The organism is Bacillus sp. 1780r2a1, assembly GCA_024134725.1.
In the GTDB taxonomy this organism is placed as follows: domain Bacteria; phylum Bacillota; class Bacilli; order Bacillales; family Bacillaceae_H; genus Priestia; species Priestia aryabhattai_A.
The window spans coordinates 1,166,332-1,192,786 of sequence record CP099863.1 but is presented as its reverse complement, the minus strand read 5'-3'; the positions used below and the strand labels follow the sequence as shown (position 1 = coordinate 1,192,786).

Genomic DNA, 26,455 nt, shown 5'->3' with positions numbered 1-26,455 from the left:
CATTAGTTCCCAATAATGTTAAGTACTTTTTTACTTTTAAAGTATATTTTATGAAAGATTTAACTATAATCTTTATCGTAAAGAAAATAATTGACTAGATAAAGAACCAACCTGTCGTAACAGGTTGGTTCTTTATGCTTCAGCTATTTTCCGGATCTACAATAGCCGTTATGTCTTCAATATGATGAAGCGTAAACGTTCCTTCGGGTATAAACCAAAAAGCATCGGAAGCACGGTAAGTTTCTTGGACGGTTAACACAATGCTGTCACCTCGCAAGCTAACGTGAACAGTCCCTTGATTGCCTTGACCGTCTTCGTCATAAGTAAACGATGTTTTTCCATTGATAAATTCAGCGTTTTCATTCAAAGCGTCTGTCAATCTCAAACAGTTAGGCGGTTGACACGATTCAATGGAAACAGAAGCGATATTCCCCTTAACAGCTTCAAGGGTAATAAAAGGAGACCCATCATTTTCACCTGTTCCCCACGTTCCGTTGTATGCGCTTAGAGACTCCTCTTTATTAGAGACAATTGGTGCTTCGGAGGAAGCAACCGTTTGGCTTGATTTTACCTCTTTAATATCCGCTAGCTTTAGCTCGCCGTTTTTTAAAACCGCGCTATACTTCCATGAAAAATCAGCTGTTCGCGTCGAACCATCCGGTTTAGTAATCTTGATGCGCTCGGTTGTTTGAATGTGATAGTTTTCTCCACTTCCGCTTGTTGAATCAACGCTAACTGAAACAACTTCTTCTCTTATCCCGCGGCTATATAAATCTGAGACGAGTGATTTTTGTTGATGATATAAAGAACTTCCAGGTTGCAAATACGGCTCTACTTTTGAAAATGAGTTAGTGTTAATGCCTTCTACTAATCCATTAACATAGCCGTTTATTATGGAATCTACTTGATAATTCTCTAATACGTTTGGCTGGCTACTGCTTGTTAGAAGCTCCTTTTTATGTAGAGATGTTTCAGGAATTTTTTCTTGTTTCTCTTCATTTTTTGTGTGTTGTTCTTTCTCATCGTTATCTTCGCTTTCCTCTTTGTCACTGCTGTTGGTTTTTAGCTGTTTTTCTTCTTCACTCAATTGTTTTGACTGAGTAACCTGCTCTGTACTGTTATTCTCTTGACAGGCAGCTAACAAACAAAACAATAGCAAAGACATCATGAAGTAAACCTTTTGCACTGCTATATACACTCCTTCTTGATAGTTATAATAGTATTTTAGTACTAAAAAATAAAAGTTTGATATTTTTTCATAAATTATACAATTATATCAAAAAGAGTTAAACTAATAATACTTACTCTATCAATAAGGAGATCTGACAAATGATTCGAAGGCTTACAAAAGAACTATTACCTCCTTTGCTTTTTGGAACGTTAAGCGTGTTTCTTTTCTATCACTTACCTGAAGACAAAATATATTTGCTCGTCGTAATCTGTCCTTTATCCTACCTTCTTATTTCATTTATTATTGAAAAGATTCTGCCCGATAGACAAGACAAACACGAAGCATAAAATGACACATAAAAGCCAGAGCACAAAAGTGCTCCGGCTTCTTTTCTTATTGAAAAACCTTCCCTTTAGCATCTACATAAATTGATTTCACAATGGTACGCTCAAACGGCTTTCCGTCTTTTGTTTTGCCTTTGATGTCGGCAGTGATATTGTAGACGCCTTCTTCAGCAAAGGAAGCGTTAAACTGCTGGTTTTTCTTTATATCTTTGTGTTGCTTCTTTATCACTTTGCCATTTTTCTTAATGTGTAGCGTTGCGTCTGCTTTTGCAACGTCACCTGAATGAACTACGTCGACAGAAGAAGGAGTTACGTTTTGAAGTTCAATGTCATCGTTTAAGCTACTTTTTACACTTACATTTAAAAAGTATGTTGCTTTCTGATGCTTTGCTTGTACTTTCCATTTTCCTGCTTCAGGAGATGCTACTTGGAACATGTGATGATTTGCGCCCTTAAATACGCCTTCATCAACGGTGCGAATCGCGTTTTTGTACACCTTTCCAGTTGGACTAACAAGCTCAAGGTCATTCATTTTTTGCTCGCTAAGCCAGTCTACTTCAATCTTTGTTGCGCTTTCTTCTACCGTAAACTCTTGTACAGCAGAGCTTGTAAATTCTCCACCTCGGTAAATGTTGCTGCTTTCTTCATGCTGCGTAGTTTCTAATGCGCTGATTTTTGAAGCGGAAAGTGCTTGTGTCGTCGTTAAGTATGGTTTAAACAAATTGAAGGTAGCGCTAGATTTAACAGTTGAGTGATCCCATGAACCCACGCGAACTTCACGACCGTACGGTAAACGAGAACTTGTCACCGTTACAGCTCCGTCGTTAGAGCCGTAGGAGTTCAAATAAACGCCCCCAAAATAAAGCGCTGAACCAAAGCTGCCCCAACTCGTGCCACCAAACGTATAAATTGGGTTTTTCAAGCGATTAGCATGTGAATCCGTTTGGGTACGGTAATTCTTCATATAGCCTGTTTGAAGAGAGTACGTTGCGTCGTTTTGACTGCCGAGAATACCTGTCAACCAGCTTGTCCAGCTGCTGTAGGCTAGGTCTGCAAGCTGAGATCCATGATGCGGACTAGATAGTGTAATCAGATTGGATACATAAGGATATGCTCCTTGGTGTACAAGTGCATTTTGCGTATCGATGCCGCCTTTACTATGCGCAACCACAACGAGCTTTTTGTTCCCAAAGTGACGATAGATTTCTTCAAACTTCTGTTTTAAAATCGGACCGTTTGTCCACATGTTTTTATCCGGATGCACATCGATAAAAGCAGTTTGATAGCCATTTTGATAAGCCGTGTTGTACATATCATTTCCTTCCCACCATGTATTTGAAGAGCTGTTAAAACCATGAACAAATACAACGACAGGTTTAGCGGGATCTACAAAAGCAGGTGTATTTCCTACGTACCATTGACCAGGCACGCCGGATGGATCATCTTTTCCTCCGAATCCTCCTGCCTGCGCACCCAGCGGAACAACAAGCCAGAAAACCATCATCAACATGAACAAACGCCTCATACCGTTCTCCCCTATCTTCAATTGTCTAGGAGGAAGCAGACCTCCCGATTTTAAAATAGCAGGATTATTATAGAAAAAAGAATAGTATTTTCCATAAATACGTATGAAGTCCTAGTAAAATGAGTCAATGGTCCAGCGTTGTCTACTTATCTCTTATTCGATAACCTTCTAGAAGTCTTAATTATTTAAAGACTATGTCTATTTAATTGCTAAAATAAATAACCAGGAGTAAAATATCTCACTGTTGAACTACTTATAAGAGGGAGATGATGAATTTGTTTCAATCTAATTATGTAAATGTAAACGACGTAAACCTGCACTATGTGACAAAGGGTGAAGGAGAGCTTATGTTATTTCTGCACGGCTTTCCTTATTTTTGGTATAACTGGCATCATCAATTAGAAGAGTTCTCAAAGGATTACCGGGTTGTAGCAGTGGATATGAGAGGCTATAACTTATCGGATAAACCAGAAGACGTCTCAGCCTACAAAATGCCAATTTTAATGGAAGATGTCCGCCAATTAATTGAAGCATTCGGTGAAAAGACGTGTACACTTGTAGCACACGACTGGGGTGGCGCAATTGCTTGGGCATTCGCATACACATACCCAGAATATGTGAAGCGTTTAATTATGTTTGATGCGCCTCACCCTTATACGTTCAGACGAGAGCTTTCTGAAAACCCAGCACAGCGCCAAGCAAGCAGCTATATGGGAAAATTTCAACAGCCTGATTCCCATGATTATTTTTTAGCAAATGACTGTGAGAAACTAAAGCAGCTCTTAATTGCACCGGGCCTAGAAAAAGGCTACCTGACAAATGAAGACGCGGAAAAATATATGAAAGCGTGGCAGCAACCAAAAGCGCTTAAGTCCATGCTTCACTACTACCGAGCAGCAGGATTCTATCCGTTTGAAGAAAGTGTAAAGAAACCGCTGAACCTGCCTCATACCATGTTTGAATCGCCAACGCTTATCCTATGGGGAAATGCGGATTCTGCTTTTGAAAACAGCAACTTAGACGGAATTGAAGAATATGTGCGCGACGTAACCATTCACCGCTTTGACGGAGTTGGACATGCCCCTCAGCATGAAAAGCCAAAAGAAGTTAATCGTTTAATAAGAGAGTTTTTGACAAAAACAAGCTAAAAAAAAGCTAGCCTGCTTCCAGAAGCAGGCTAGTCGCAATTAGAATATGAAGTGTGCAATCAGCACGATAAGCGGAAGAGCAATTACTGTGCGAAGGATAAAAACGAGCACAAGATCTTTAAAGCGAATCGGAAGCTTAGATCCCAGAATTAATCCTCCAACCTCAGACATGTACACAAGCTGCGTCACTGATAAGCATGCGATGATAAAGCGCGTCATTTCACTTTCAATCCCACTGCTTAGAATAGCTGGTAAAAACATATCTGCAAAGCCAACTAAGATAGACACAGATGCTTCAGCTGCTTCCGGTACGCCCATCAACCCTAAAAGCGGCACGAACGGTTTTCCAATCCACTCAAAAAACGGTGTATATTCCGCCACAATAACCGAAATCGTCCCGATTGTCATAACAACTGGAATAACAGCAAGCCACATATCCAATACGTTTTTTGTACCGTTTCTAAAGAACGTGGACACGCTTCCATTTTTGCGAGCTTGCTCGATTGCTTTTTCCGTTCCCCATTGAAACGGCGTTTGACCATTTGGAATAAACGATTCATCTTCACGCTCAATCTCTTTAAAATACGTGTTTTTCTTCAGTGATAATGGTGGAATGCGCGGCATGATAAACGCTAGCGCTAACCCTACGGCAACAATTGTTAAATAGTATGGAACGAACATGTGAGCAAGACCAATTTCAGTGATGACAACGATTGAAAACGTAATCGATACAACCGAGAACGTTGTGCTAATAACCGCTGCTTCTCGCTCCGTATAATGCCCGTCTTCATACTGCTTGCTTGTTAGAAACACACCGATTGTCCCGTCTCCAATCCAAGATGCTAAACAGTCCATCGAAGAACGTCCTGGCAGCTTAAAGAGCGGACGCATCAGCTTAGCAAATAAAACTCCACATAAGTCAAGTAAGCCAAAATCTAAAAGCAGTGGTAAGAAAAAGCCAGCAAGTAAAAACGTGGTCAGCAGTACTGGCACCAGGCCTGTTAACAAAAAGCCTCCCGTGTCATCCGAAGTAATAAAAGCGGGACCTACTCCTAACACAACCATTGCCGCAAATAAAAAGCCAAGCGTACGCGCTAGAAAAAACGGAATGCTGACATCAAACAAATTCTTTAAAAACGGCGAGTTCATGATAAAGTTAGGTTTTCCCCACTTGGCAACGCATGTTCCAATAAACGTAACTCCCATTAAAATAGCAGCAATCATTGGAATCGTTGATGCAAATACATCGCCAAGCCAGTTTGCAACAAATGCGACGAAAACGGTCGTTCCATCTTCCAACGGTATCGGAATCATAAATAATAAAATTCCTAATACGGATGGAACAATAAATCGAACATAATCTCCTCTACTATACCCCTTGTCCTGTACCTTCTTTGCTGGAACGCTACTCACTGGCGCTCCCTCCCCCCTTAAAAGTTATAACCCTTAAAGTCTATAAAGCTTACTGTAGTACGTACGCTCTTCAATTCGCTGACGATTTGGTTCAAAACCAATCCCCGGTGTGGTTGGTACGGTAATCACTCCATTTTCAACTGTAATCGCAGGGTCTGTGATATCGCTTGAAAAGTAGCGTGAAGACGCCGATGTGTCGCCAGGAAGCGTAAAATTATCAAGCGTCGTAATTGCAACGTTATGAGCACGTCCTACACCAGCTTCTAGCATCCCCCCACACCAGACAGGTATGCCGTGCTCTTTACAAAGGTCATGAATCTGCTTCGATTCATAGAGTCCACCGACGCGGCCAATTTTAATATTAATAATTTTACAGCTTCCTAACTCAATAGCATGCCTTGCATCATCAAGCGTATAAATGCTTTCATCTAAGCAAAGCGGCGTTTGAAGCTCGCGCTGCAGCTTCGCATGGTCAATGATATCGTCATAAGCAAGCGGCTGTTCAATCATCGTGAGGTTAAATTCATCAAACGCTTTTAAGTGATCAATGTCACCTAGGGTATACGCTGAGTTCGCATCTGCCATCAAGGAAATATCCGGGAAGCGCTTGCGAACTGCTTTTAAAATATCGAGATCCCAGCCTGGCTTTACCTTTAGCTTAATGCGCTTATATCCTTCTTCACAGTTTTTTTCCACCGCTTTTAACAGCTCATACTCTGAATCTTTAATTCCTAAACTAACCCCAACATCAATGGTTTCTTTCGTACCCCCAAGTGCTTTCCAAAGCGGCTGATTATTGCTTCTTGCATATAAGTCCCACATTGCACCTTCAAGCGCTGCTTTCGCCATGGAGTTACCCCGAATCGGTTCAAACAACTTTTGGAGTTCGCTCGGATGGGAAACAGGATGTTGAAGCAAAAGCGGAATTAAATAATCCTCCATGATATGCCAATTTGTTTTGAGCGTTTCTTCTTTATAGTAAGGCTCTGGTGAAGCAACAGACTCTGCCCACCCCGATAGGCCGTTTTTCCCTAAAATTTCTACTAGAATAAACTCTTTATGCGTTTCGGTGAAAATGCTTGTTGTGAACGGTTCTAAAAGTTCCATTTTCACGTGGCGCAAAATAATGTGCTGAATCTCCATCTCGTTTCCCCCTACCTTATTTTTTTGTCACTACGTAGTAATGAATATCTCCGTTTGTTTTCACAAAATCCGTGACTTCATAGCCACCGTCTAGAGCTTTGCTCAATGCTTCTCTTGTTTTTAAGCGCCACTGTAGCGCCAGGTCTTGATTTTTTGCCTTTACCTCTTGATAGCGAGCAGGCACCGCTACGAATAACACGTCATGTATTAACGCAGAGCTCATAGCTGCAGGGGTTGGCAATTCTTGATTATTTAGCACATAGTTCAATAAAATATTTTCTTCGTGAACGTCCCACTCTTCGTACTTCTTTTCTTTTCGCTCCTGTACGCGCTCGCTTTGAATCCACCAGTGCACCACAAAGCGGTCTGACGGTATTCCAGTATTTAGAATGTCGTTTAGTTCACCGTAATAGTTTTCTTTATAAGCTGCTCCAATCCCGCCAAGCTTTCGTAAATTCAAGTTAGCATTTGCCGTTTCAAGTGGGTCATATGTCCACGCAAGCAGCTCATAGCTTAGTTTCTTGGCTTCTTGGCGCTGCGCCCATTTCAGTTTTTGTCCAATACCGTAGCTACGATATTCTTTTAAAATGCCCAAGCTATGAGAGCATAAGTAAGGTTGCTTGCCATCAAAGCCCGGAAATGAATATTGAAACCCAATGAGCTTGCCTTCATGAAAAGCACCTAATACCAGCCCCCCGTTTCGAATCGTTGCAACCATCATTTCAACTGGAACAGGATCTTCTCCCTGCCAAACTGTTCGCTCTAAATCCCCTACTTTTCGCAGCTCTTCGGGATGCTCCACTCGCCGAATGATGAGTTCGTCCATACGTAAATCCGCCATATTATCTCCTCGCTTATTCCATGTATGTATCTTGATGCGTATATAAGCCTTCAAGCTTTTGCTGACGCTTTTGAACGCCAGCAGGATTTTTTTCTTGGTATGCCGTAAGCACCAAGTCTAAAAGCGTAATGACCGGAGCAATCGAGTTGCATCCTGACTGTACATTTGTCTCTGTTAAAAGCGTAATGTCAGCTAGCTCTCCAATCGGTGATAAAACACGATCCGTAACGGCAATTACCGTCACCCCAACTTTTTTCGCGTAAGCGGCAAGCTTTGTCGCTTCTTTTGCATAGCGTGGAAACGAAAGAACAATGACCACTGACTCAGACGTTAAATCGCAAAGGCTTTCTTGAATATCTCCCGGCTGATTGATTAATCGCACACGTTCACGAAGCGTCGAAAGCATCATTGAAAACCAGTGTGCTGCCCCGTATGAAGTTCGGTAGCCGGCAATGAGCACCTGATCTGCATGAATCAGCCTGTCTACCACCTCCCAAATTCTCTGAGTGTTTTCCTCGTTTTCCAAGCGACGAATGATGCTCAGTTCACTTTCTAATACGCGCTTAAGAACGTTTTGATTCTCTTCTTTTTTAACTGTTTTTTCGTGTCCCATTACGCGTTGCTGAATCGCATCTTGCATTTGGGAAAAGCTTTGAAAGCCAAGAGAATACGAAAGGCGAATGACCGTTGTTTCGCTGACTCCCGAGGCACGCCCAATTTCTGCCGCCGTTTGAAACGACGCTTCTTGCAGAGAATCAAGTAAATACTGAGCAACCTTCTTCTGTCCAGATGACAAACGAGGAAACGCTTCTTTTACCACGTGTTCAAACCGCTGTGCACTCATTCTCCTTACACCTCTGCTTTGGATGCCAAAAGAGCAAGGTTAAGATAAATGTTTGTTCCGGTCAAGAGTGCTTCTTTATTAAACGTCATGTCAGGATGATGAAGGCCGTGCTTTAATCCACATCCAAGACCTACCATCGTCGAAGCAACGCCCGTTTCTTTCGTGTACACGTGAAAGTCTTCAGCCCCCTTCGTTTCGCAAGCTGACGCGACTCCTTCATTGCCGATGACAGCTTGAATAGCTTGGGTAGCTCTTTTAATGGTCTCCACGTTTGGAACCGCAGCGTATGTACGCCCTTCAAAATGATAGTCAATTGCTATTTCGTACATCGCAGTCAAATGAGAGATGATGTGTTCCACTCGGGATTTCAATTCATCCATCGCTTCATTTGTATTGGCTCGCAAATCTAGCGCAAACACACCTTCATCAGGGATGACATTGGTGCTGTCTCCTCCAGCTTGGAGCTTCGTCATTTTGACTGAATAATCATTCGTTTTTGTTAAGCGTAACCCCCTCAGCATCTGTACAAGGTCTGCTGCGATTTCAACCGCATTTTTGCCAAGCTCAGGTCGTGACGCATGAGCTTGAACACCGTGGATAATGCCATGAACCGCACAGGCTGAGCCATGTAAAATCACTGGAGATGCTTTTTTATCTTCTACTTCCCACTCAGGTCTTACATGCATACCGTAAAGCTCCGTCACGTTTTGCAAGCATCCCGAGTCAATCATTTGCTTCGCGCCCGCACCCGTTTCTTCTGCTGGTTGAAACAAAAAGCGAATTGTTTTTTGCGGCTTAATGTTCATTTTCTTGAGCACAAGAGCCGTGTACAAAAGCATGGTGCTATGAGCATCGTGCCCGCACGAGTGATTGGCTTTTAGCTCTCCGTCCATCCACTGCACGACCGCATCTAAATCAGCTCGGAACGCTACCCCTTCGGAAGAAGCACCTTGAAGCTCAGCAGTTAAGCCATAATGTTCTGAGAATGTGCGAACGCTGTATCCAGCATCCTCTAACTTCTTTTGAATATAAGCTGACGTTTCTTTTTCCTCGCCGCTCGGTTCTGGATATGTATGCAGATGCTCATAGGTTTTATAAATGTCATTTTTCATCTTTTCTACGTATGACTGGTTCATTCCATCCTCCTCCGCACTCAAAACTTCATATTTATTCATATATGAAGTTTTTCCTTCACTTTATCCTTATACTATCATAACTTTCTGACAATGCACAATAGCTTTAGAGCACTATGAAATATTGGAATATGAACTAAAATACTATGCAAATATATAACCTCTTCAAAAATAATGAAATAAATGTTAAAATAGTAAAAATTAACTAAGGAGAGTAATCGATGAAACAAACACTTCCCTATCACTCTGTTCCTTATACCCACATTCATCGTGGTTCAAAAAAGGTATGTATGATGTTTTCAGGTCTGGGCTATCATTATGAGAAGCCTCTATTCTACTATTCTACGATGCTGATGCTTGAAGAAGGTATTGACGTGGTACACGTTCACTACAGCTACGACCGCGACTTTTTACAGCAGTCGCTTCAAACCGTTGCTCATATGATGATAAAAGACATTGATCCTATTTTGACTCATATTTTAGAAGCATATTCATATGAAGAAATCATTTTTCTAGGAAAGTCGCTGGGTACCGTGCCAATCCTTTACGACTTCATGAAGCAAGACCGCTTTGCAGACACAACAATGCTCCTCTTAACTCCTCTGCTAAACTTTCTTGAGTTATTTACAAGTATTCAAGAAAGCAAGCATCGGGGACTGCTTGTGATTGGAGACCAAGACGTTCACTATGACAAACAAAAGTTTCAGCAGCTTCACGAGACAAATTTTCAGGTGGACATTATAAAAGATGCGGATCATTCATTAGACGTTCATCCCGTAAGTGCCCATGCATCTCTCACAGCTCTCACGAACGTCATGAATAATATGAGAAAGTCTCTACATCTAGTGAAACAACTTTGATTAAAAAGGAGGATACAAACCATGTCAAAAGGAAAGATCGCTTTTTTATTAGTTCTTTTCCTATTAGCGGTTGGAGGCTTCATGACAATGTTTTTTTCAAACAGCTCTGACCAAGTCACTAGTAGCAAAGGTCCAACGTTAAAAAACGAAACCATTAAAAACGTCACGCATTCTCTAACGGCAAGAGAAGATATGCTGCTTAATACTAATCAAGCGTTTGTCTTTGAATATGACTCTGGTAGCAAGAAGAAAGAAGTCGACGTTTGGGTTGAAAAGTATGAAAAGGGGCTATTTGTAAAAAAGCTAAATGAGCTATCTACAGAAGTGGACAAAGAAGGACTGATTATTTTCACTTCTAGCGATATTTATCCGGAAGATGAAGACGGAGAAGAAGTCATTACTATGTTTAACTTAAAGGTTGGAAATCAAACGGGCAGCGCCGGGTTAAGCTTCACAGAAAAAAGGAACATTGAAGAAAAAGAGAACTTAGCTGGCACGTGGGAAGGCTTTTATCAAGACGTACAAAAAATTGATGGAGAAATGCCACTAGGCTACATGGCTTATTCTTCTGAAGATTCCATATCAAGCATTCAGCTAAACTATTTAAAAGATCCAAAAGCTCACGAAAAAGAGCTAAAAGAATACGACAGCATCTATGTTTTAAAATGCCGTTTTCACTAAAAACAAAAGCAGGTGGTAGACATGTTGAAATTCATTGACGACATTGCTGGTTCTCTATATGACGTCATGAAGTTTCTTATACGAAGCTTATGCTATTTCTTGGCTGGAGTATTGATTGTTGCTATTCCCCTTTATGTGATTGTTTTTGTGCTTCAAGCTTTTGGCAAGTAAGAATATCCATAAGGACAAATTAAAATTAAAAAAGAGGTTCAATAATCATTGAAAAAATCGACACCAACTAACCACAGCAAGAAAAAAGACTTCACAGATACAGACTTATTTCTATTTATCGTCATTTTCATTGCGGGTCTTATCTCTATTTTCATTTTACATTAACGGTATACTTCTTTCCTACAAACGCTCAAAGCATTTTGAGCGTTTGTTTATGATAGTCAAATATCAGATTTACCGTACTAGAATACTAGCTTCTTAATAAACCATTACAAAATCTTTTCATTGAACACTTCACCTACATACATCCCGCTCGCCGCTGCTTGAGAAAGCGAATGCGTAACGCCAGAACTATCTCCAATAACGTATAGCCCTTTCACATTGGTTTCGAAGTATTCATCCGTTTCCACAACCGGCGAATAAAACTTCCCGTCCATTCCATAAAGAAGCGTATCTTCGTGAATGCTTTCTCCAAGCAATCCTTCGAGCTTTCTTAAAAAGGCTTCTAATGCAGAAATATAATTAGTTGGAACATAGTTCAATAAGTTCCCCGCGGTAGCGCTAAGCGTTGGCTGAATTCGATTACCGCTCATGTCTTCCTTGGACGTTGCTTTTTGACGTCGCAAGTCGGACAAGCGCTGAACGACAATCTGATCTCCTCCGGCGTTTAGTTCACCAATCACATTTTGCGCATAGGTATTCGCTTCTTGTAGCGTATTAAAATAAGCAGGTGTAAAAAGAGTGAAGTTTAAATTTGCCGTACCGCTTCCTTTTTCTCGGTAATTTTGACCATCTGGCATGACCAACCCCTCTTGATATTTTCTAATAATGCGGCCCTTTGGATTCATACAATATGTATAAGAAATGACGCCTTCATGTTGGGATGCAAGCTTTGTTTCAAACGTATGCTCTAACAAACGATTGAGCTGGCGACCATGCATTTCAACACGTATTCCTAAATCTAAGCGAGTTAATCCTTTCTTCACACCGAGAGCTGAGAATTGTTCTTCAGCCCAGTCGTTCCCTGATCTACCTGTTGCGACCACGACGCGACGTGCTTGTACATCCCCTTTATTTGAAACAATTTTAAACTCATTTTCTTGTTTCTCAATGCGCTGGACGTCTACTTCAAACCATATGTCAATTCGTGACTTCAATACGTCGTATATGCGCTGGAAAATAGCAGTCGAACGAGCTGTTCCTAAGTGTCGAACTTCCGTTGAAAGAAGCTGGAGACCATGTACTTTTGCATTCTTTACAAGTGCTGGATTCACTGTGGAATACAGCTCTACTTCATCCCCTCCGAACGAACAAAGCACATTGTCTACTTCTTTCATGAGACGAAGCGCTTCTTCTGGACCTACTTTTTGCTCTAAATCTCCGCCAAAATCATTGGTGTAGTTAAACTTCCCTTCTGACTTTCCGAGTCCTGCAAAACCGTAATATTTTCCGCACACGTCACAACTGCAAAGCTTCCCTTCATCAAGAGGACATGACCTTTTATGGAGCTGTTTTCCCTTATCAATAAGCAGTACGTTTTGGCTTTGTCTTGCCAGCGTATACGCTAAAAACACCCCGCTTACGCCTGCTCCAATAATGACAACATCATACACATCGCTTCACCTCATACTCTTTTATATACGTAGAAGCTACGCTGGTTAAATACCGAACAGCGTAGCTTCTCGCTCTAGCAATCTATTTGCTGTTTTTACGACGATCGCGGTTTTCACCAACCGCAGCCATCCCTGCAATTAAAAATGGCAAGCTGATCACGAAGGATTGCAGCCACGTAGAACCTAATACTTTGAACAATACAAACACAAGCACTGTCGCAGTAAAATAGATGGGAATAAACTGCTTTGAAAGCCATCGTTCACTCATGTTCATCACTCCTATAGTACAACTTTACAAAGAATCGCAGCACTTCGCAATATGAAAGAGTTTATGACCATTATTTTCTACTTTCTGCTTTCTCCTACATCTTCACGTATGATGCTTCTCTCCTGATCCATGTACTACATTCTATCAAAGATACAGATACTAAAAAAAGAGAGCGAATACCACTCGCTCCCTTTTGCGTATTATGCTGATTGTTTAACCCTATCGTTTTTCTCTTTAATTCTTTTGTTCTTGCTGTACCCAGCAAACAAAATGAGAACAACTACGACTGCTTGAATCAGATAGGTCGCAATCCCGTGATGAATGTGAAGCAGCTCGCCAACGCTTTTGTCTTTTAAAATCATTTCAGCTGCCGTCCAAGCTAAAATTCCAGCTCCAACGTATGCAATCCACGGATACTTGTCCATTGCTTTCACGATTGCTTTTGAACCAAAAATCATAATTGGAATACTAATCAATACGCCAAGAGCAACCATTCCAATATGACCATTTGCAGCCCCAGCAACCGCTACTACGTTATCAAGACTCATCACTGCGTCTGCGATAATAATTGTTTGAATCGCTTTTCCTAAGCCGTTATAAGACTTAATATTTGAACTATCTTCTTCTTCCACCAGTACTTTGTACGCAATCCACAGAAGCAACACGCCGCCGATGATTGTCACAAATGGAATTTTCAGTAGGTATACGATAACTGCCGCAAACCCGATGCGTAGAACGACCGCTCCAAACGTTCCCCAAAAAATCGCTTTGTTTTGCAGCTCTTTTGGTAAATTCCGTGTAGCCATCGCAATTACGACTGCATTATCTCCAGATAAGATAATGTCAATAAGAATGATTTTTAATAACGCAATAATAGCTGTTGATGAAATCGCGACGCCTAAAGTGAAAAGCTCATTTTCCATGCTTATCGTCTTCTCCTTTTTACTTACAGGAACGCTCTCTGTAAGCTGTAATGTGTAAACCAAGAAGCTATTAGTGAACGAAATAAATCCTATAGATTCGTTCAAAAACAAAAAGGCTCCGAGCCTAAGCGTTCGAAACCTCAAAAACCAAACGTCGATCACTCAATGTGCTTTGAAGCACGCTTGACTTTGTTAATAGAATAATTTTACTACATTCTAAATAGTATATCAAAGTAAAAGTTTATATAATAAAAATATTATCCCACTTAACAATTACCTTTCTGCCGAATAATTATAGTCAATAACCGCTCTTGCTATTCCCTCTAAATTGAATCGATTGTCCTCACGCCTAGCGAGAATCCAGTTATTTTGCTTACCTGTCATAATTTTAATTTCACAAAAAAGCATATTCATCTACAACAATGAATACGCTCTTTCTATCTACCTTATGGATACCATGGAAGCTTTGCATCACTATCTATAGCCGCCGTTTGAATTTCTTTACTTAAAAACTCAAACCATTTATGTAGCATTTCGTCTTTTTCTATCTTAGTCCTTTCCTCATCTTCTCGAATTGTATGAGAAAACCAAGCTTTCGTTGCCCATTCAAACTGCAGCTGAGCATAAGCAATTGCCGGAAGACCTGTCTGTTCAAAATTTCCGTTCACCGCAGACGCAACGCTAGCCGCTTGCGGCAATAACTGGTTGGCTATTTTTTCTTTCACTTCAGCATCTTCAAGCTCGTTCCACATCACAAGCTTACCGTCTTGCTGATAAAACACATCAAATGAAGGATTCTTTCCCATATCAATAAGAATAAAAGCTCGATCGACTGAATTACCAGTCACCTTTACCGAATTCACAATAATTTTCTGAGCCATTTCCAGCCAATAATTCATCGCTTCTTCCTCTGATGACTCTACATACATCTCTGCTTCAAGCTCTGCAACAGCTGCTTCTCCTTTATTGACTTCTTCTACTTTTCTAAACAAACGCTGAAAGAATCCCATATTATTCACATGCTATTATTTTATTCAACCTCAATTCCAGCTTCTTTTAACGGCTCTAACACCTCTAGTTCACAAAGAGAAATATAATCTACTTTTGTGAGGTTTTTTAAGTGCTGAAATCCTTCAACTGACTTTACGTCAAATAGCTCATCTTCTCCGTCCCAATCTGGCTTGAGAATATGATAAATTTCGTTCCCACCATCAAAGCAAAGCCAATCCACTTTTTCTAAATCACTCTTTTCTAACGTAAGTTCTTCTAAAAATGTTTTAATTGGAGCAATGGGCTCTGCGCCTGTATACCATTCAAAATCATTCCTATGTTGATCTATCAAACTGTTTAACTCTGTTTGAAATGAAGGGTCTTTATCTAACAACGTTTCAATCACCACTAACTTAAAATTAAAATCTTCAAACATTCCACTCTTGTCCATGTCATTACCTCCAATTTTGTTGCCTTTTAAGAAATTAAAACGGTTATTTAAGAGCTTGTATGAGTTAATAATGTTCAAAGAACCATTCATTCAAATTATTTGAACTGAAAATACGATAGAAGTGAAATCACCATTTATAGAAAAATCATTACAACTATAAATATACAAGTCTTTTTCTTTCATCAGTCTCATTCCCGAATGAGACTGATGGTAACCTAACATTCGCTCTTCTTCCCATACATTAAATATATTTAATACTCCCTGTGAACAACTTAAAGTAAATTCAGATGAGTGTTCGTTCTCCCATATGATAATGGTTTTTTGCTTTAATTTTCCTTCCAGACATATCCCATTATTTGCAACAAAAACTATTCCTTGGTTTCTTGAAGAATTTGAGCTGATAAATTTGACTTTGATTAATTTTTCTTGTTCAAAATGGTAGACATCAGTTTGAATAATATCATCACATGTCATGCTATTTTTAGTGCTATATAGTTTTTCTTTGGTCAGTAGCATCTTTGCTCACCTCTTCTAATTTATTAGTTTGTAAGTTTATATACGTATTCTCATTGAAATCAAGTGCTTTTTTTAATAAATAACATAAAATTAAACACGGAACACATATTAATGCCATACCTAAAAAAGTCAAAGATGGAGAAATAGAGTACAAATATCCACTTCCTAAAGTCAATATGCCACTACCCAAACTTAAAGCAAAAGCTGCATATATACCATGTGCAAACGGAAAATATTTATTTTCAACATGTTCATCTAAATATTTTACAAATGCAAACTGAGTTAGACCGAAGGTAATAGAGTGTAAAATTTGCGAAAAAATAAAAATAGAAACATTACTGAAACTAGCTATAATCAGCCACCTTATAATAGAAAAATTAATGCAATATATTAAAATACTAGTAATACTTTTGTTTTTAAACAAATTATCTGCAATATAAAAGAAAGCTATCTCTGATAACACAGCAAGCACTAATATAGCTCCTGTATAATTTGCTGTCACTCCCATATCTTTTAAAAACAGAACCCCGTAGCTGTAATACGCAGCATGAGCGGATTGAATGATTATACAAATCGTTAACACTAACAAGAATGACTTCGATTTAAATAAACTTAGAGAGGATATCTTAGTTGATGAAACTTTTACTTTTAAAGGTTCTGGAGTACTAAATGATGTAAGAAATAGAAAGACCATACACCCGACAATCATTAAATAAATAATAATGGTTTCATCTGTTAGTGAAATTATTATTCCCGTTAATATCAGTGCAATAATATACCCTATAGAACCATAAGATCTACTTTTCCCATACTGGAGGCCACTTTCTCGTATCAACGTAGAGGCCATAGCTTCATGCATAGCTAAAGGCATAGGATAGATTAAACTTAATAAAATTGTAACTAGGGCTACCCATACTATGTTGTCTACAAATATTAAAGTGATAACTAATAGCACAGATACTAATGGTACGATTCGATTTATTTGAGACAAAGTCAAGTACTTGCAAGCAAGGGGAAATATATAAAGTGTTGTTATTGATCTTGTAATTAAACCAAGTGCAATAATAAACCCCGCTTCATCTGGAGTAAAACCTTTGCTTGTAATTAGCCAGGAAGACCAATACGGTACAAATATTCCAAACGTAAGAAAAAAACCAAAAAACTGAAACGACATCCATCTTTGACTAGTCATTGTATTTCTCCATTTATAAAATTAATTTTAGTTCTTCGTATAGTTCTGTGCTAAAATAAAATTTTCCATTATTTCAAAACACAACTCAGAATCCTCTTGACTATATTCCGAATTCGATTGATCTGTAAAACCATGATTACTGTTTACTTTTACAATATGAACATTGGTTTTCTCTTCTAAGCATTTGATCATATCATTAGTGTTGAATGACTTTTCTTTTTTTGGAAAAAAAAGCAGGGTATCACATGCTGGCATAATATTTAGATAATCTCTTATTCTTGAACCATAAAATCCAATTACACCAGTAAATAAATTTCCTTCATTACTACATAGCCAAGCTATAGTTGCTCCTACACTAAAACCCACTATATACAACTCAGTGTATTCACTTTTTAACTCTCTCGCTAATTTTTTTATTTGATATGCAGCTTCATTAAATCCAATTTTATTAACAAAGTACAGATAAGCCCTATCTTCTTCGCTGTAAGTATAAAGCATTTCTTCACCAAGTAAATTGGGACTTATGACAGTATAATTTAATTTTTTTAACCTTTTACAAACACCTTTAATATGATCATTTAATCCATATATCTCATGAACAACTATAATTGCCCTTCTACACCGTCCACTTTCCAATATTTATACACCTCTAAAATAGTAAATTAGTGGAGAACAAATGCTCCCAGGAGAGAATGCATTACATATAAAACAAGCAAAATAAGAATAGATTATTATATTCTATTCTTATTTTGCAAATATCCCATCAACTCGATAAAAAACAATGTGTCTTTAATATCTTACCGGCATTTTTGCAATCCCTGTAAAAGTAGGGTTAGATGACCAGGTTGGTTTTTTCAAATCATAAAGTGCTTCAATATTAGGAAAACGGGTTACAACTTCCTTGAGAATTTCAACTATCTCCGCACGAGCAAAAGCAGCTGCTATACAAGTATGGTATCCTCCTCCGAAAGCCACATGACGAAACCCTGTTCTGGTTGTATCCATAACATTTGGATTTTCAAATACTCTTTCATCCCTACCAGCGGATGCTAAAAAGAAATACACAGAGTCGTTTTTCTTAATTTGTTGACCATGTATCTCGATATCTTCAGCTGCATGCCTAATAATATATTGAATAGGTCCTTCTAATCTCATTGTTTCATCTAAAACTTTGGGTAACAGTGATTTATCCTGCTTTATGTCATCAATTACATGTGGATTTTCAAATAATAAATGTAAGGTATTACTTAATACAAATTGAGGAATTTTATGACCACCAAATATTAAATGCATCGTTTGAGCAATTAATTGTTCATCAGTTAATTCTCCATCTACCCCAGGAGTATCTGAAATTAGTCGACTTAACAAATCATTCTTTTTTTCTTTCCTTCTTTCTGCAATTGCTTCAGAGAGGTAAGCATAAATTTCTCTTACACTTCCTCTAACTTGTTCACTAATTTCTTTACTAGGAACATGAGAAACAACAAAGTCTTGCATAAACAAAGCAAGGTCATCAGACCATTTAATAAACCTTTCAACTTCTTCTCCTGGTATGCCTAACATTTTACACAGAACCATTGCAGGTATAGGGTGCGCAATTTTTTCAACAAAATCAAAAGAATTCATTTTGCTTTCTACCACTTTATCAATAATTTCAGAAACTATTTTCTTTATCTCTGGTGTAATAAGTTCAATTTCATTCACCAAAAATGCTCGATTCATATATCCACGAAGCTGCGTGTGAACAGGACGATTGTTATATACCATCCATGTTTGAATTATATCTATGATATCTTTAAAATGTTTATCTTCACCTTCAGCAAGATTGCTCATTTTATTTGGAATAACTGGAGTTGAAATAAACTTTTCTCCTGGTAAATTCTTAGACACATCTTCATACCTTGTAATAAACCATGATTGCATCTCTTCATTCCAGTATACAGGTGCTTCGTTTCTTAAGTATTCATAATAAGCATAGCGGTTTTCAAAATATTCTTTGCTATATACGCTAAGCTGTTCTAGAGATTTCTTTTCAATTACACTCATTTGGTAATCCTCCTGCTAAGTTAAAATTATTCTCTCTTCTAAATGGCTTATTAAATGTAAGATTTGGTTTTCTGATAACTGACACATTAAATCACAAACATATCTTGCTTTATTAGTATCATTAGTAATACTTAACAAGTTCTGTACATTTTGCTGTTCTAAAGGGAGTATCGTTACATCTGTATTTAAGCTAAATAAGTATTCAAAGGTTTTGTTTATACGGAGATCTATCTTGGTATCTATACCTTTATTAAATTCACTTTCTAAAAAACATTTACGTGTAATTTGATTCAGCAAAAAAAGCTTTAATTGATCTTGTATAGGAATTTCTAACTCACTATACATTGGATCTATATCATTAACCTTGAGCGATATATTGTTTACAAATTTGCTAATTATTGATTGTTCACACCTTGCTTTTGTTTTATTCTCAATACTATTCAGTATAGGTCCGAGGATATTTTCATTAATATCTTTAATAATATCAGTAACTAAATAAAGCAATTCCTTTGTACCTATATGTTTGAAGATATGTCTTGAATCTTCAAACAGTGTATCAACAGTAAAGTACATATTAACTAATTGAATAAACCTCGTTTTCCCTAAAAAAACTATTAAATCTTTAATATCAGAAATGACATATGATATTGTATCTGCCATGTCTATAATGTATTGTTCTAGGACATTTTCTTGGTATATTGAAAGTAAACGTTCTATATCACCACTCATATATCCATAATATCCCTTAATTAATTCTGTACCTTCTTTTCTAACGTTAGGAATTATTCTTTTATGTTTTAATAATGAAATTAATGTTCTAAAAGTTACATTGAACTGATCACTAATCATTAACCTAATTGTTTGGGCATTTGATTCAAACCCTCCACTTTTAAGCATAATTTGATCTAAAGATCGTTCACCTGTATGCCCGAAAGGAGGGTGTCCAATATCATGAGCAAAACTAATTGCTTTTATTAATTCTTTATTAATTAATTTAATATGGTTCTTTTCCATAATTACATTCAGGTAATCTACGATTAAACATGCGATTTTACATACGTCTAAACTATGAGATAAACGATTATTATAATGTTTAGGATCAGGAATTAACTGCATTTTTTCTGATAATAACTGACATGGCGAAGATTGGAATATTATGTTAAAGTCATGTGAAAAAGGATTATTATATTCTTTGTAATTATCAATAAGTCTTAGATAATCAAAATTTTTATACATACTTTTATCCATAAAAACAAATAATCCTTTCAATTAAAAATTAATGTCAAAGCACTTAATTCGAAAATTTTACAAATAAAAAAACCAAGAAAAAAGAAGTACTTATACTCTACCAAAGGAGATAAGTCTTACTTTCACTCGGTTTTATAAAAATAAATATTAAAAAGACGCACGTATTACTTATGTTAAACACAAGTAACTATGCTTAAATAAAGTGTAAGTGTCTTACAAAGTAATAGCTTAAGAGAATGGGGCTTTGTATCAAATGCTCCCATCTAATAAGTACTAATTATTAAAGTACACCCACACTATTATTCTTTTTAAATTAATTCTTAACACCAATAAAGTAAAATTTAACTCGTAGTCCAATTCTTTATACGGGAATTGGGTAGAGACTCTCAGACCATATTTCTGAGGATATACGATTTTTAAATTTAACATTACAGATAGTAATCTAAGGTGATATTCATAAATTGGAAATGATAACCTGCAGGAAACCACTCTATCATATTACATATTTAAACATTTTTTTACAAGAATTTAAATAAATTTCATATATGTTCTTTAAATCCATTTATAGTTAAATATTACTTTTTTATTTTCCATATAAAAAAGCACTTACTGCCTTCTCAGACTTCAAGTGCTTATTCTTCTTTATATAAACGCTAAAATCTCTTTACCAAACCGAACGATAAACCACACACCATATAAAATCAGCACACCCCCAGCAACCACCGAGATATTTTTCAAAAATTTATCTGTCAAAAGATTTCGACCGAAGTGTACCGTGAAAGCCACGTTCAGATTCCAAAGGATAATTCCCCCTAGAATAAATAAGCTGTAGAGAAAAGAAAGAGAATGAGACATCGTCTGCGTCATTTCCTGTAAGGTAGAGCCATAAACACCAAACCAAAATACAATATTTAAAGGATTCAATAACGCAATTAAAAAGCCAACAGAAAACGTTTTATACCACGGAGCTAAAGTGGTTTTCATATCTTCCTGCTTGAACGAATGCTGTTTCGATAGGCTGCTTAGTCCGAGTTTAATGAGAAAAAAACCACCTAACAAGTATGTAAACACAACCACCAAGTGATGTTGAAATAAATGTTCAGCTCCTAAATAAATGACGACTAGAAACAGGAAATCTCCCGTAACTCCTCCCAGGCCGATAAGCCAAGAAGGCCAAAAACCACCTGCAATTCCTCGCTTGATCATCTCTACTTTAATCGGCCCTAATGGTGCTGCAAGACTGATTCCCAATACCACTAGGTGAATAATTAGAATAGTCACGTTATCCCTCCAACTCCATAGCTTGTCTTTCTATAAGATATGACCGTACCTTTTGAGATAGTCTACTTAGCTGCGAATTGCTGCATAACAGCTCGGTAAAAGATTGAACTACTATGACTAAATACTTATCTAGCACATTTAAATGAAATAATAGGTTTACATACCAATAATTGGGGGACTTAACTTATAAGAACGACATTACTTTATTAGGAGGAGAGTTGAAAATGAACAATAATACGAAAACAGTTGAAAACAAGGTAGAGAATAAGCTAAACGAAATGAGCCAAGAAAAGAAAGACAGAATTCTTGCTAGCTTTACCGAATTCCAAACGTACTTAGGAGATAAAGTTTCAAAAGGTGAGAAACTAGGGTTAAGTGATGATCAGCTGGCTTTAGCAGCTAAAAAAATCGGGGATTACCTAGCAAAACACGAGGAACCACAAAACGCAGAAGAATACTTACTACAAGAGCTATGGAAAGTTGGTAATGATGAGGAACAACGCCACCTTGCTCATATGCTTGTTAAATTGGTTAAAGAGTAACGCGCACTTGGTGTACCGTTTTAAATAGATACCTTTTCATTTGAAAGAAGAATGGATAGTTCATTCTTCTTTTTTGTTTGGCTTTAGCTTTTGTTGATTAAATATAAACATTAAACAAGAATGAGTTTATATGAATATGAGAACGTGAAAAAGCACTTATCGTCTACAGGAGACAATTAAGTGCTTAATTTTTTAATACAATATTTATTTATTAATTACCTTACTGCCTCTTCTTCTCTCCCCATATCTTTCGAAGGTCTGGTAAGTAAATAGCAAGTGGAGTGTCTTCATACGCAGAAACTTCTATTAATGAATTCCTCTCTTTTAACCATTTATATAAATCATCTTCCATAGTTGGAGACAACAAGATTTGTTGTACTATAAACGCAACATCATCATATTGTTGGAAGTCTTATTCTTGATCTTCTAGACCATTACTTATTTCATAAACTGTATCTAATCTACCAATCATCTTTAGTCTGTTTTTGCATTCAATAATTAAGACATTTTTATAACTATATACTTTTAATGCTCGTGTTAAAGAATCGCATCTCATAGTAACTCTACCTGTTTCTGATTTTGAAAACAGCTAGCACAATATGAGCTACATTTCGATTATACTGATTGGTTTCTGGCTGTTGGATACCTATACCTTTTATTATTAAAAGAGAACTATCATCCTACGCTCTCTATTTCTAAGCACATGTTTCCTTACTGTTCAAAACTTTAATATAGATTAACGTAAAAACCTTGAAAGACATTGAATCAATAAAATTTTTGAACCAGTACCTTTACTTTGTTTTTAATCCTTCTCGCATCTGTTCTACTAATGTATACAGCCACTGTAAAGGAGTTACTTCAATAGCTGGAAAATAAACTTCTGTATTACTTTGAATAAATTCTTCTTTCTCTTCTTTTGTTAAATGATTATTTAAGAATTCTTCACAATCATTTATTGTAGACACCAAACATTCTCTACTGACTTCATTTATAAATTCATCTAAGGCTTGCTCAGGAGAACTAATATCTTGATGAAATGTACCTCCTAAAAAATCTTCAAATTCCTCTAAGTAATTATAGTTTTTATCCATAAACCTTTCCCTTCTTTCTATTTAACAGGATATCCTGTTAAAATAAAATTACCATCGTTACTCTTTTTTAGAATAATCTTTGCGTTTGTTACATTCTCCACTACTTCCGAATTTCTTGAAACACTCTTGCCAATTATTTCTCCGTCACCCTGGTATTTTAATTGTAATTTAGGTCTACTATTTGAGTCAGATAGCCACTTTTGAATTTTTTCGATATTCTTAGAGTTATTAAGAACTTTACTAGCAACTTTATCAGCAGTAGCCCTATCTGTAAAAGTAGAAGAGCCGTTAATTCTAGGATTATTTTTTATTCTTTCTAGTAATTCTTCATCAGTTTTTCCAACGTGTCTTTCAATTAAATGACCACCTTTTAGCTCATGTGCAGCCAATCCACCACCAGGTGCAAGAGAACTTGTATCTCCTGGTTTAACATCATCTATACCCTTGGCAATAGCTTTCTCCCCAGTCTTCTGATTACCCCCATTGCCACCATCCACACGCTCAATAAACTGATACCCGTCATTCCCCTTCACAGATCCAACACCTGCATATGCTAAACGGTTATCCAGTCCATTCAGGCCCAAGTTCTGCAGAGCTGACTGCGTACGCACGTTAATGGCTGCGGCACCTTCATTCAGTTTCTTCGTGGCGGCACCGCTGAGTTGTTCAAGCTTCGTCGTTTTTGCGAGCTTGTCCGCTCCCTTTGTGCCGACTATGCTCATGGCAACGTTAGCGGTTAGGTAGGAAAAATAGTGCCCTCTGCTTTTTGCATCGCCGTTTATAACCTGTTCATTCCAAGAGTCTTTAATTTCGTTACCGATGGTTTTAGCTACGCCTTTTGGATCATCCCAAACAGCTTTGACTCTTTCACCGATGCTTTCTGCTGTTTCGACTGGATGCTGGATCATATGTACGAGGTCATTCTACGTCTCGTTAACTGTGTGCGTCATGTCTTTTACATTATGCTGATTGTTTATCTACTTGAGTAACGAACTTTAAAACCATCTTCATTACTTCATACTCTATTACAATCCTTATTTACAAAAAGCACTTGTTGCCTATCAGAAAACCAAGTGCTTTATAGTTAGCTATATAAAATACTCCATTAGATTAAAACGGCATCCCGCATAATTATATGGCAATTTTTTATAAAAAATATCATTATACAAACTCTTAATGGTACAACCATCAAAAGTTTGTGATTTTCAGCAATCTCATTTATAATTTCTTTCTATTTATCTATATTAAAACTCTTCTTCCCATGCTTCTTTTGCATTCAATAACCTTTGTGATAAAAACTCATAAAAATTCTTTGCTGTATTGTAGTCATCAAGTCCACCTTGTCTATCCCATGCTATTACTGGACACTCCTTGTTTTCCATATTACTAGTGTCTAGACAATAAGCATATTCCCCAATATCTTCAATAACTACTAAATTCTCACTCATTCCTAAATCCCTATAACTCTCTGTTTCAATAACAACAGAAGCTATATTAGACTTAGCAACCCCTAAAATATCAACACCAAATAACCCACCGGAGCCATAATTAGTTAAAAACCACTTATAACTTTCTGGCAATTTTAACTGTAGGGTATCTTGAACATAATCAACTTGTTTTTTATCTACTCCACCAGTAAAGTCATCTGATTCCATATTTATCTTAATAAAATTGGTTAATTCCTCTTTATTCATTCAAAATTCCTCCTTTTATAATTCAGCTTTATCTATTTGCTTAGCTCTCCATCTCCAATATTTCGACCTGAAATTTTCATATTGCTTTTTTAACACAGGGTCGTTTCTAAAGCTTCCACCATTCTCCACTAAGCGATGCAATATTTTATCATACTCCTTATGCATACTATCCGGGAGCTCCACCATTGATCCGGGCTCTCTTTGAATTAAATGATGAAGTTCTATAGCAGTCCCATCTTGCCAAATTGGTGCTCTTCCTTTTTTCATTAATTGGAGATTTGTCATACCAGTTTTAGGGTCAATTCTCATATAATCAATATCTAACCTTTGAAAAACCCGTCTGCTAATATCCCTTACTTCTCCATTAACTTTAGTTGTTCCAGTATATTCTACATCCTTATAGTTTTTATATTCTTTACCCGTACCCTCAGCAACCTTCTCATCCCTAACCTTCGTCCCAACCCCATGACCACCATCCACACACTCAATAAACTGATACCCGCCATTCCCCTTCACAGATCCAACACCTGGATATGCTAAACGGTTATCCAGTCCCAAGTTCTGCAGAGCTGACTGCGTACGCACGTTAATAGCTGCGGCACCTTCATTCAGTTTCTTCGTGGCGGCACCACTGAGTTGTTCAAGCTTCGTCGTTTTTGCGAGCTTGTCCGCTCCCTTTGTGCCGACTATGCTCATGGCAACGTTAGCGGTTAGGTAGGAAAAGTAGTGGCCTCTGCTTTCGGCATCGCCATTTATAACCTGTTCGTTCCAGGAGTCTTTAATTTCGTTACCGATGGTTTTAGCTACACCTTTTGGGTCATCCCAAACGGCTTTGACTCCTTCACCGATGCTTTCTGCTGTTTCGACTGGATGCTGGACCATATGTACGAGATCATTCCACGTATCGACACCGGCATCTGTCGCTCCGCCAGCGACGCCATCCCAGCTTCGTTTTGTGACGTCTAGCGCGGTTTTTGTTCCTTGCTTGATGTTTTCAATGCTGACTTCCCAACACGCTTGAGCTTGAACACCCTATAACTTATATATGTATTGTACAGATTAGCCATAGATTATTTATTCAAATAAAAAAGCACTCGTTGTCTTTTTAAAAGGCAAGTGCTTTTAGTTAAATTTTAATTCTTTTAGTTTTTTTGCTTTATTTACTTCCTTAACACTACTAAGCGCCCGCTTAATTATTTTTAAAACTAATTCTGTTTTCACTTAATCTTGCAAATTATACTTCGTCAGGTATGGACCATCAGAGCTTATTTTAATTGCTACATTACTCATCTATCATTCTCCTTATAATTCAAATTATTTTAAACA

General features: G+C 37.5%; 29 protein-coding genes and 1 riboswitch. Of the genes, 6 read left to right on the top strand and 23 right to left on the bottom strand.

The window, feature by feature from the left end:
• Window positions 1-139: 139 nt before the first annotated feature.
• Window positions 140-1,186, bottom strand: a complete 1,047-nt coding sequence (locus tag NIZ91_06005) for a hypothetical protein (protein ID USY56205.1) — start codon at window positions 1,184-1,186, stop codon at window positions 140-142.
• A 143-nt stretch (window positions 1,187-1,329) separates the two neighbouring features.
• Here NIZ91_06005 and NIZ91_06000 point away from each other — a divergent pair, with 143 nt between their 5' ends.
• Entirely contained in the window at window positions 1,330-1,518 is a 189-nt protein-coding gene (locus tag NIZ91_06000) for a hypothetical protein (GenBank protein ID USY56204.1), read from the top strand.
• Between the two features lie 46 nt (window positions 1,519-1,564).
• On the opposite strand, the gene NIZ91_05995 is transcribed toward NIZ91_06000, so the two are convergent.
• Window positions 1,565-3,040, bottom strand: a complete 1,476-nt coding sequence (locus NIZ91_05995) for a hypothetical protein (protein ID USY56203.1) — start codon at window positions 3,038-3,040, stop codon at window positions 1,565-1,567.
• Window positions 3,041-3,309: 269 nt separating this feature from the next.
• On the opposite strand from NIZ91_05995, the gene NIZ91_05990 reads away from it, so the two are divergent.
• The gene (locus NIZ91_05990) at window positions 3,310-4,188 is read left to right on the top strand and encodes an alpha/beta hydrolase (GenBank protein USY57101.1); all 879 of its coding nucleotides are present in this window, start codon (window positions 3,310-3,312) and stop codon (window positions 4,186-4,188) included.
• Window positions 4,189-4,227: 39 nt separating this feature from the next.
• Here the strand turns inward: NIZ91_05990 and NIZ91_05985 are convergent, their stop codons facing one another.
• The 5 genes from NIZ91_05985 to NIZ91_05965 are packed head-to-tail and all read right to left on the bottom strand — an operon-like array spanning window position 4,228 to window position 9,565.
• Window positions 4,228-5,601, bottom strand: coding sequence for a YjiH family protein (locus NIZ91_05985; GenBank protein USY56202.1), 1,374 nt, complete (start codon window positions 5,599-5,601; stop codon window positions 4,228-4,230).
• A gap of 33 nt (window positions 5,602-5,634) precedes the next feature.
• Window positions 5,635-6,744 carry an o-succinylbenzoate synthase gene (gene menC / locus NIZ91_05980; protein ID USY56201.1) on the bottom strand — a complete coding sequence of 370 codons (1,110 nt, stop codon included), beginning with the start codon at window positions 6,742-6,744 and terminating at the stop codon, window positions 5,635-5,637.
• Window positions 6,745-6,760: 16 nt separating this feature from the next.
• Window positions 6,761-7,585: a GNAT family N-acetyltransferase gene (locus NIZ91_05975; GenBank protein ID USY56200.1), complete on the bottom strand. Its 825-nt coding sequence runs from the start codon at window positions 7,583-7,585 to the stop codon at window positions 6,761-6,763.
• A 13-nt stretch (window positions 7,586-7,598) separates the two neighbouring features.
• The gene (locus tag NIZ91_05970; GenBank protein ID USY56199.1) at window positions 7,599-8,429 is read right to left on the bottom strand and encodes a MurR/RpiR family transcriptional regulator; all 831 of its coding nucleotides are present in this window, start codon (window positions 8,427-8,429) and stop codon (window positions 7,599-7,601) included.
• 5 nt (window positions 8,430-8,434) lie between these two features.
• Window positions 8,435-9,565, bottom strand: coding sequence for an amidohydrolase (locus NIZ91_05965; protein ID USY56198.1), 1,131 nt, complete (start codon window positions 9,563-9,565; stop codon window positions 8,435-8,437).
• A 218-nt stretch (window positions 9,566-9,783) separates the two neighbouring features.
• Here NIZ91_05965 and NIZ91_05960 point away from each other — a divergent pair, with 218 nt between their 5' ends.
• The 3 genes from NIZ91_05960 to NIZ91_05950 are packed head-to-tail and all read left to right on the top strand — an operon-like array spanning window position 9,784 to window position 11,274.
• Window positions 9,784-10,422 (top strand): alpha/beta hydrolase, encoded by a 639-nt coding sequence (locus tag NIZ91_05960; GenBank protein ID USY56197.1) that lies wholly within the window; start codon window positions 9,784-9,786, stop codon window positions 10,420-10,422.
• A 21-nt stretch (window positions 10,423-10,443) separates the two neighbouring features.
• A complete protein-coding gene (locus NIZ91_05955; protein ID USY56196.1) occupies window positions 10,444-11,103 on the top strand; it encodes a hypothetical protein in 660 nt (219 codons plus the stop codon).
• 21 nt (window positions 11,104-11,124) lie between these two features.
• A complete protein-coding gene (locus NIZ91_05950) occupies window positions 11,125-11,274 on the top strand; it encodes a hypothetical protein (protein USY56195.1) in 150 nt (49 codons plus the stop codon).
• Between the two features lie 269 nt (window positions 11,275-11,543).
• Here NIZ91_05950 and NIZ91_05945 read toward each other — a convergent pair whose 3' ends face one another.
• From NIZ91_05945 to NIZ91_05895, 11 genes are all read right to left on the bottom strand, one after another.
• Window positions 11,544-12,887 (bottom strand): FAD-dependent oxidoreductase, encoded by a 1,344-nt coding sequence (locus NIZ91_05945; protein ID USY56194.1) that lies wholly within the window; start codon window positions 12,885-12,887, stop codon window positions 11,544-11,546.
• 82 nt (window positions 12,888-12,969) lie between these two features.
• On the bottom strand, window positions 12,970-13,155 hold the full coding sequence (locus NIZ91_05940) for a hypothetical protein (protein ID USY56193.1): 186 nt from the start codon (window positions 13,153-13,155) through the stop codon (window positions 12,970-12,972).
• A 200-nt stretch (window positions 13,156-13,355) separates the two neighbouring features.
• On the bottom strand, window positions 13,356-14,078 hold the full coding sequence (locus NIZ91_05935) for a TerC family protein (protein USY56192.1): 723 nt from the start codon (window positions 14,076-14,078) through the stop codon (window positions 13,356-13,358).
• Between the two features lie 446 nt (window positions 14,079-14,524).
• The gene (locus tag NIZ91_05930; protein ID USY56191.1) at window positions 14,525-15,088 is read right to left on the bottom strand and encodes a hypothetical protein; all 564 of its coding nucleotides are present in this window, start codon (window positions 15,086-15,088) and stop codon (window positions 14,525-14,527) included.
• Between the two features lie 20 nt (window positions 15,089-15,108).
• Entirely contained in the window at window positions 15,109-15,519 is a 411-nt protein-coding gene (locus NIZ91_05925) for a ybaK/ebsC family protein (GenBank protein ID USY56190.1), read from the bottom strand.
• Between the two features lie 90 nt (window positions 15,520-15,609).
• Window positions 15,610-16,035 carry a hypothetical protein gene (locus NIZ91_05920; GenBank protein USY56189.1) on the bottom strand — a complete coding sequence of 142 codons (426 nt, stop codon included), beginning with the start codon at window positions 16,033-16,035 and terminating at the stop codon, window positions 15,610-15,612.
• Window positions 16,007-17,227: an MFS transporter gene (locus NIZ91_05915; GenBank protein USY56188.1), complete on the bottom strand. Its 1,221-nt coding sequence runs from the start codon at window positions 17,225-17,227 to the stop codon at window positions 16,007-16,009. Before NIZ91_05915 ends, NIZ91_05920 begins: the two co-directional genes overlap by 29 nt.
• A gap of 27 nt (window positions 17,228-17,254) precedes the next feature.
• Window positions 17,255-17,863, bottom strand: a complete 609-nt coding sequence (locus NIZ91_05910; GenBank protein USY56187.1) for a dienelactone hydrolase family protein — start codon at window positions 17,861-17,863, stop codon at window positions 17,255-17,257.
• Between the two features lie 153 nt (window positions 17,864-18,016).
• Entirely contained in the window at window positions 18,017-19,273 is a 1,257-nt protein-coding gene (locus NIZ91_05905; protein USY56186.1) for a cytochrome P450, read from the bottom strand.
• A 15-nt stretch (window positions 19,274-19,288) separates the two neighbouring features.
• Window positions 19,289-20,521, bottom strand: a complete 1,233-nt coding sequence (locus NIZ91_05900; protein USY56185.1) for an HD domain-containing protein — start codon at window positions 20,519-20,521, stop codon at window positions 19,289-19,291.
• Window positions 20,522-20,850: 329 nt separating this feature from the next.
• A riboswitch (purine riboswitch) is annotated at window positions 20,851-20,954 on the bottom strand.
• A gap of 209 nt (window positions 20,955-21,163) precedes the next feature.
• Entirely contained in the window at window positions 21,164-21,802 is a 639-nt protein-coding gene (locus tag NIZ91_05895) for a LysE family translocator (protein USY56184.1), read from the bottom strand.
• A 224-nt stretch (window positions 21,803-22,026) separates the two neighbouring features.
• Here NIZ91_05895 and NIZ91_05890 point away from each other — a divergent pair, with 224 nt between their 5' ends.
• The gene (locus tag NIZ91_05890) at window positions 22,027-22,344 is read left to right on the top strand and encodes a DUF3243 domain-containing protein (protein ID USY56183.1); all 318 of its coding nucleotides are present in this window, start codon (window positions 22,027-22,029) and stop codon (window positions 22,342-22,344) included.
• A gap of 412 nt (window positions 22,345-22,756) precedes the next feature.
• On the opposite strand, the gene NIZ91_05885 is transcribed toward NIZ91_05890, so the two are convergent.
• The 5 genes from NIZ91_05885 to NIZ91_05865 all read right to left on the bottom strand — a co-directional run bounded on the left by NIZ91_05885 (window position 22,757) and on the right by NIZ91_05865 (window position 26,011).
• A complete protein-coding gene (locus tag NIZ91_05885) occupies window positions 22,757-22,900 on the bottom strand; it encodes a hypothetical protein (protein ID USY56182.1) in 144 nt (47 codons plus the stop codon).
• Between the two features lie 235 nt (window positions 22,901-23,135).
• The gene (locus NIZ91_05880) at window positions 23,136-23,435 is read right to left on the bottom strand and encodes a contact-dependent growth inhibition system immunity protein (GenBank protein ID USY56181.1); all 300 of its coding nucleotides are present in this window, start codon (window positions 23,433-23,435) and stop codon (window positions 23,136-23,138) included.
• Window positions 23,436-23,452: 17 nt separating this feature from the next.
• The gene (locus NIZ91_05875; protein ID USY56180.1) at window positions 23,453-24,343 is read right to left on the bottom strand and encodes a WXG100 family type VII secretion target; all 891 of its coding nucleotides are present in this window, start codon (window positions 24,341-24,343) and stop codon (window positions 23,453-23,455) included.
• Window positions 24,344-24,679: 336 nt separating this feature from the next.
• Window positions 24,680-25,129 carry an SMI1/KNR4 family protein gene (locus NIZ91_05870; protein USY56179.1) on the bottom strand — a complete coding sequence of 150 codons (450 nt, stop codon included), beginning with the start codon at window positions 25,127-25,129 and terminating at the stop codon, window positions 24,680-24,682.
• A gap of 15 nt (window positions 25,130-25,144) precedes the next feature.
• Window positions 25,145-26,011, bottom strand: coding sequence for an HNH/ENDO VII family nuclease (locus tag NIZ91_05865; GenBank protein USY56178.1), 867 nt, complete (start codon window positions 26,009-26,011; stop codon window positions 25,145-25,147).
• Window positions 26,012-26,455 lie beyond the last annotated feature (444 nt).

Coding starts and splice junctions, on each gene's coding strand:
- NIZ91_05870 (USY56179.1), bottom strand. CDS start 25,129: ATGAATAAAGAGGAATTAACCAATTTTATTAAGATAAATATGGAATCA.
- NIZ91_05915 (USY56188.1), bottom strand. CDS start 17,227: ATGACTAGTCAAAGATGGATGTCGTTTCAGTTTTTTGGTTTTTTTCTT.
- NIZ91_05940 (USY56193.1), bottom strand. CDS start 13,155: ATGAGTGAACGATGGCTTTCAAAGCAGTTTATTCCCATCTATTTTACT.
- NIZ91_05955 (USY56196.1), top strand. CDS start 10,444: ATGTCAAAAGGAAAGATCGCTTTTTTATTAGTTCTTTTCCTATTAGCG.
- NIZ91_05930 (USY56191.1), bottom strand. CDS start 15,088: ATGGGATTCTTTCAGCGTTTGTTTAGAAAAGTAGAAGAAGTCAATAAA.
- NIZ91_05920 (USY56189.1), bottom strand. CDS start 16,035: ATGCTACTGACCAAAGAAAAACTATATAGCACTAAAAATAGCATGACA.
- NIZ91_05925 (USY56190.1), bottom strand. CDS start 15,519: ATGGACAAGAGTGGAATGTTTGAAGATTTTAATTTTAAGTTAGTGGTG.
- NIZ91_05960 (USY56197.1), top strand. CDS start 9,784: ATGAAACAAACACTTCCCTATCACTCTGTTCCTTATACCCACATTCAT.
- NIZ91_05950 (USY56195.1), top strand. CDS start 11,125: ATGTTGAAATTCATTGACGACATTGCTGGTTCTCTATATGACGTCATG.
- NIZ91_05965 (USY56198.1), bottom strand. CDS start 9,565: ATGAACCAGTCATACGTAGAAAAGATGAAAAATGACATTTATAAAACC.
- NIZ91_05890 (USY56183.1), top strand. CDS start 22,027: ATGAACAATAATACGAAAACAGTTGAAAACAAGGTAGAGAATAAGCTA.
- NIZ91_05935 (USY56192.1), bottom strand. CDS start 14,078: ATGGAAAATGAGCTTTTCACTTTAGGCGTCGCGATTTCATCAACAGCT.
- NIZ91_05880 (USY56181.1), bottom strand. CDS start 23,435: ATGGATAAAAACTATAATTACTTAGAGGAATTTGAAGATTTTTTAGGA.
- NIZ91_05970 (USY56199.1), bottom strand. CDS start 8,429: ATGAGTGCACAGCGGTTTGAACACGTGGTAAAAGAAGCGTTTCCTCGT.
- NIZ91_05905 (USY56186.1), bottom strand. CDS start 19,273: ATGAGTGTAATTGAAAAGAAATCTCTAGAACAGCTTAGCGTATATAGC.
- NIZ91_05995 (USY56203.1), bottom strand. CDS start 3,040: ATGAGGCGTTTGTTCATGTTGATGATGGTTTTCTGGCTTGTTGTTCCG.
- NIZ91_05975 (USY56200.1), bottom strand. CDS start 7,585: ATGGCGGATTTACGTATGGACGAACTCATCATTCGGCGAGTGGAGCAT.
- menC (USY56201.1), bottom strand. CDS start 6,744: ATGGAGATTCAGCACATTATTTTGCGCCACGTGAAAATGGAACTTTTA.
- NIZ91_05885 (USY56182.1), bottom strand. CDS start 22,900: ATGAGATGCGATTCTTTAACACGAGCATTAAAAGTATATAGTTATAAA.
- NIZ91_05900 (USY56185.1), bottom strand. CDS start 20,521: ATGGATAAAAGTATGTATAAAAATTTTGATTATCTAAGACTTATTGAT.
- NIZ91_05865 (USY56178.1), bottom strand. CDS start 26,011: ATGGTCCAGCATCCAGTCGAAACAGCAGAAAGCATCGGTGAAGGAGTC.
- NIZ91_05875 (USY56180.1), bottom strand. CDS start 24,343: ATGATCCAGCATCCAGTCGAAACAGCAGAAAGCATCGGTGAAAGAGTC.
- NIZ91_05990 (USY57101.1), top strand. CDS start 3,310: ATGAATTTGTTTCAATCTAATTATGTAAATGTAAACGACGTAAACCTG.
- NIZ91_06000 (USY56204.1), top strand. CDS start 1,330: ATGATTCGAAGGCTTACAAAAGAACTATTACCTCCTTTGCTTTTTGGA.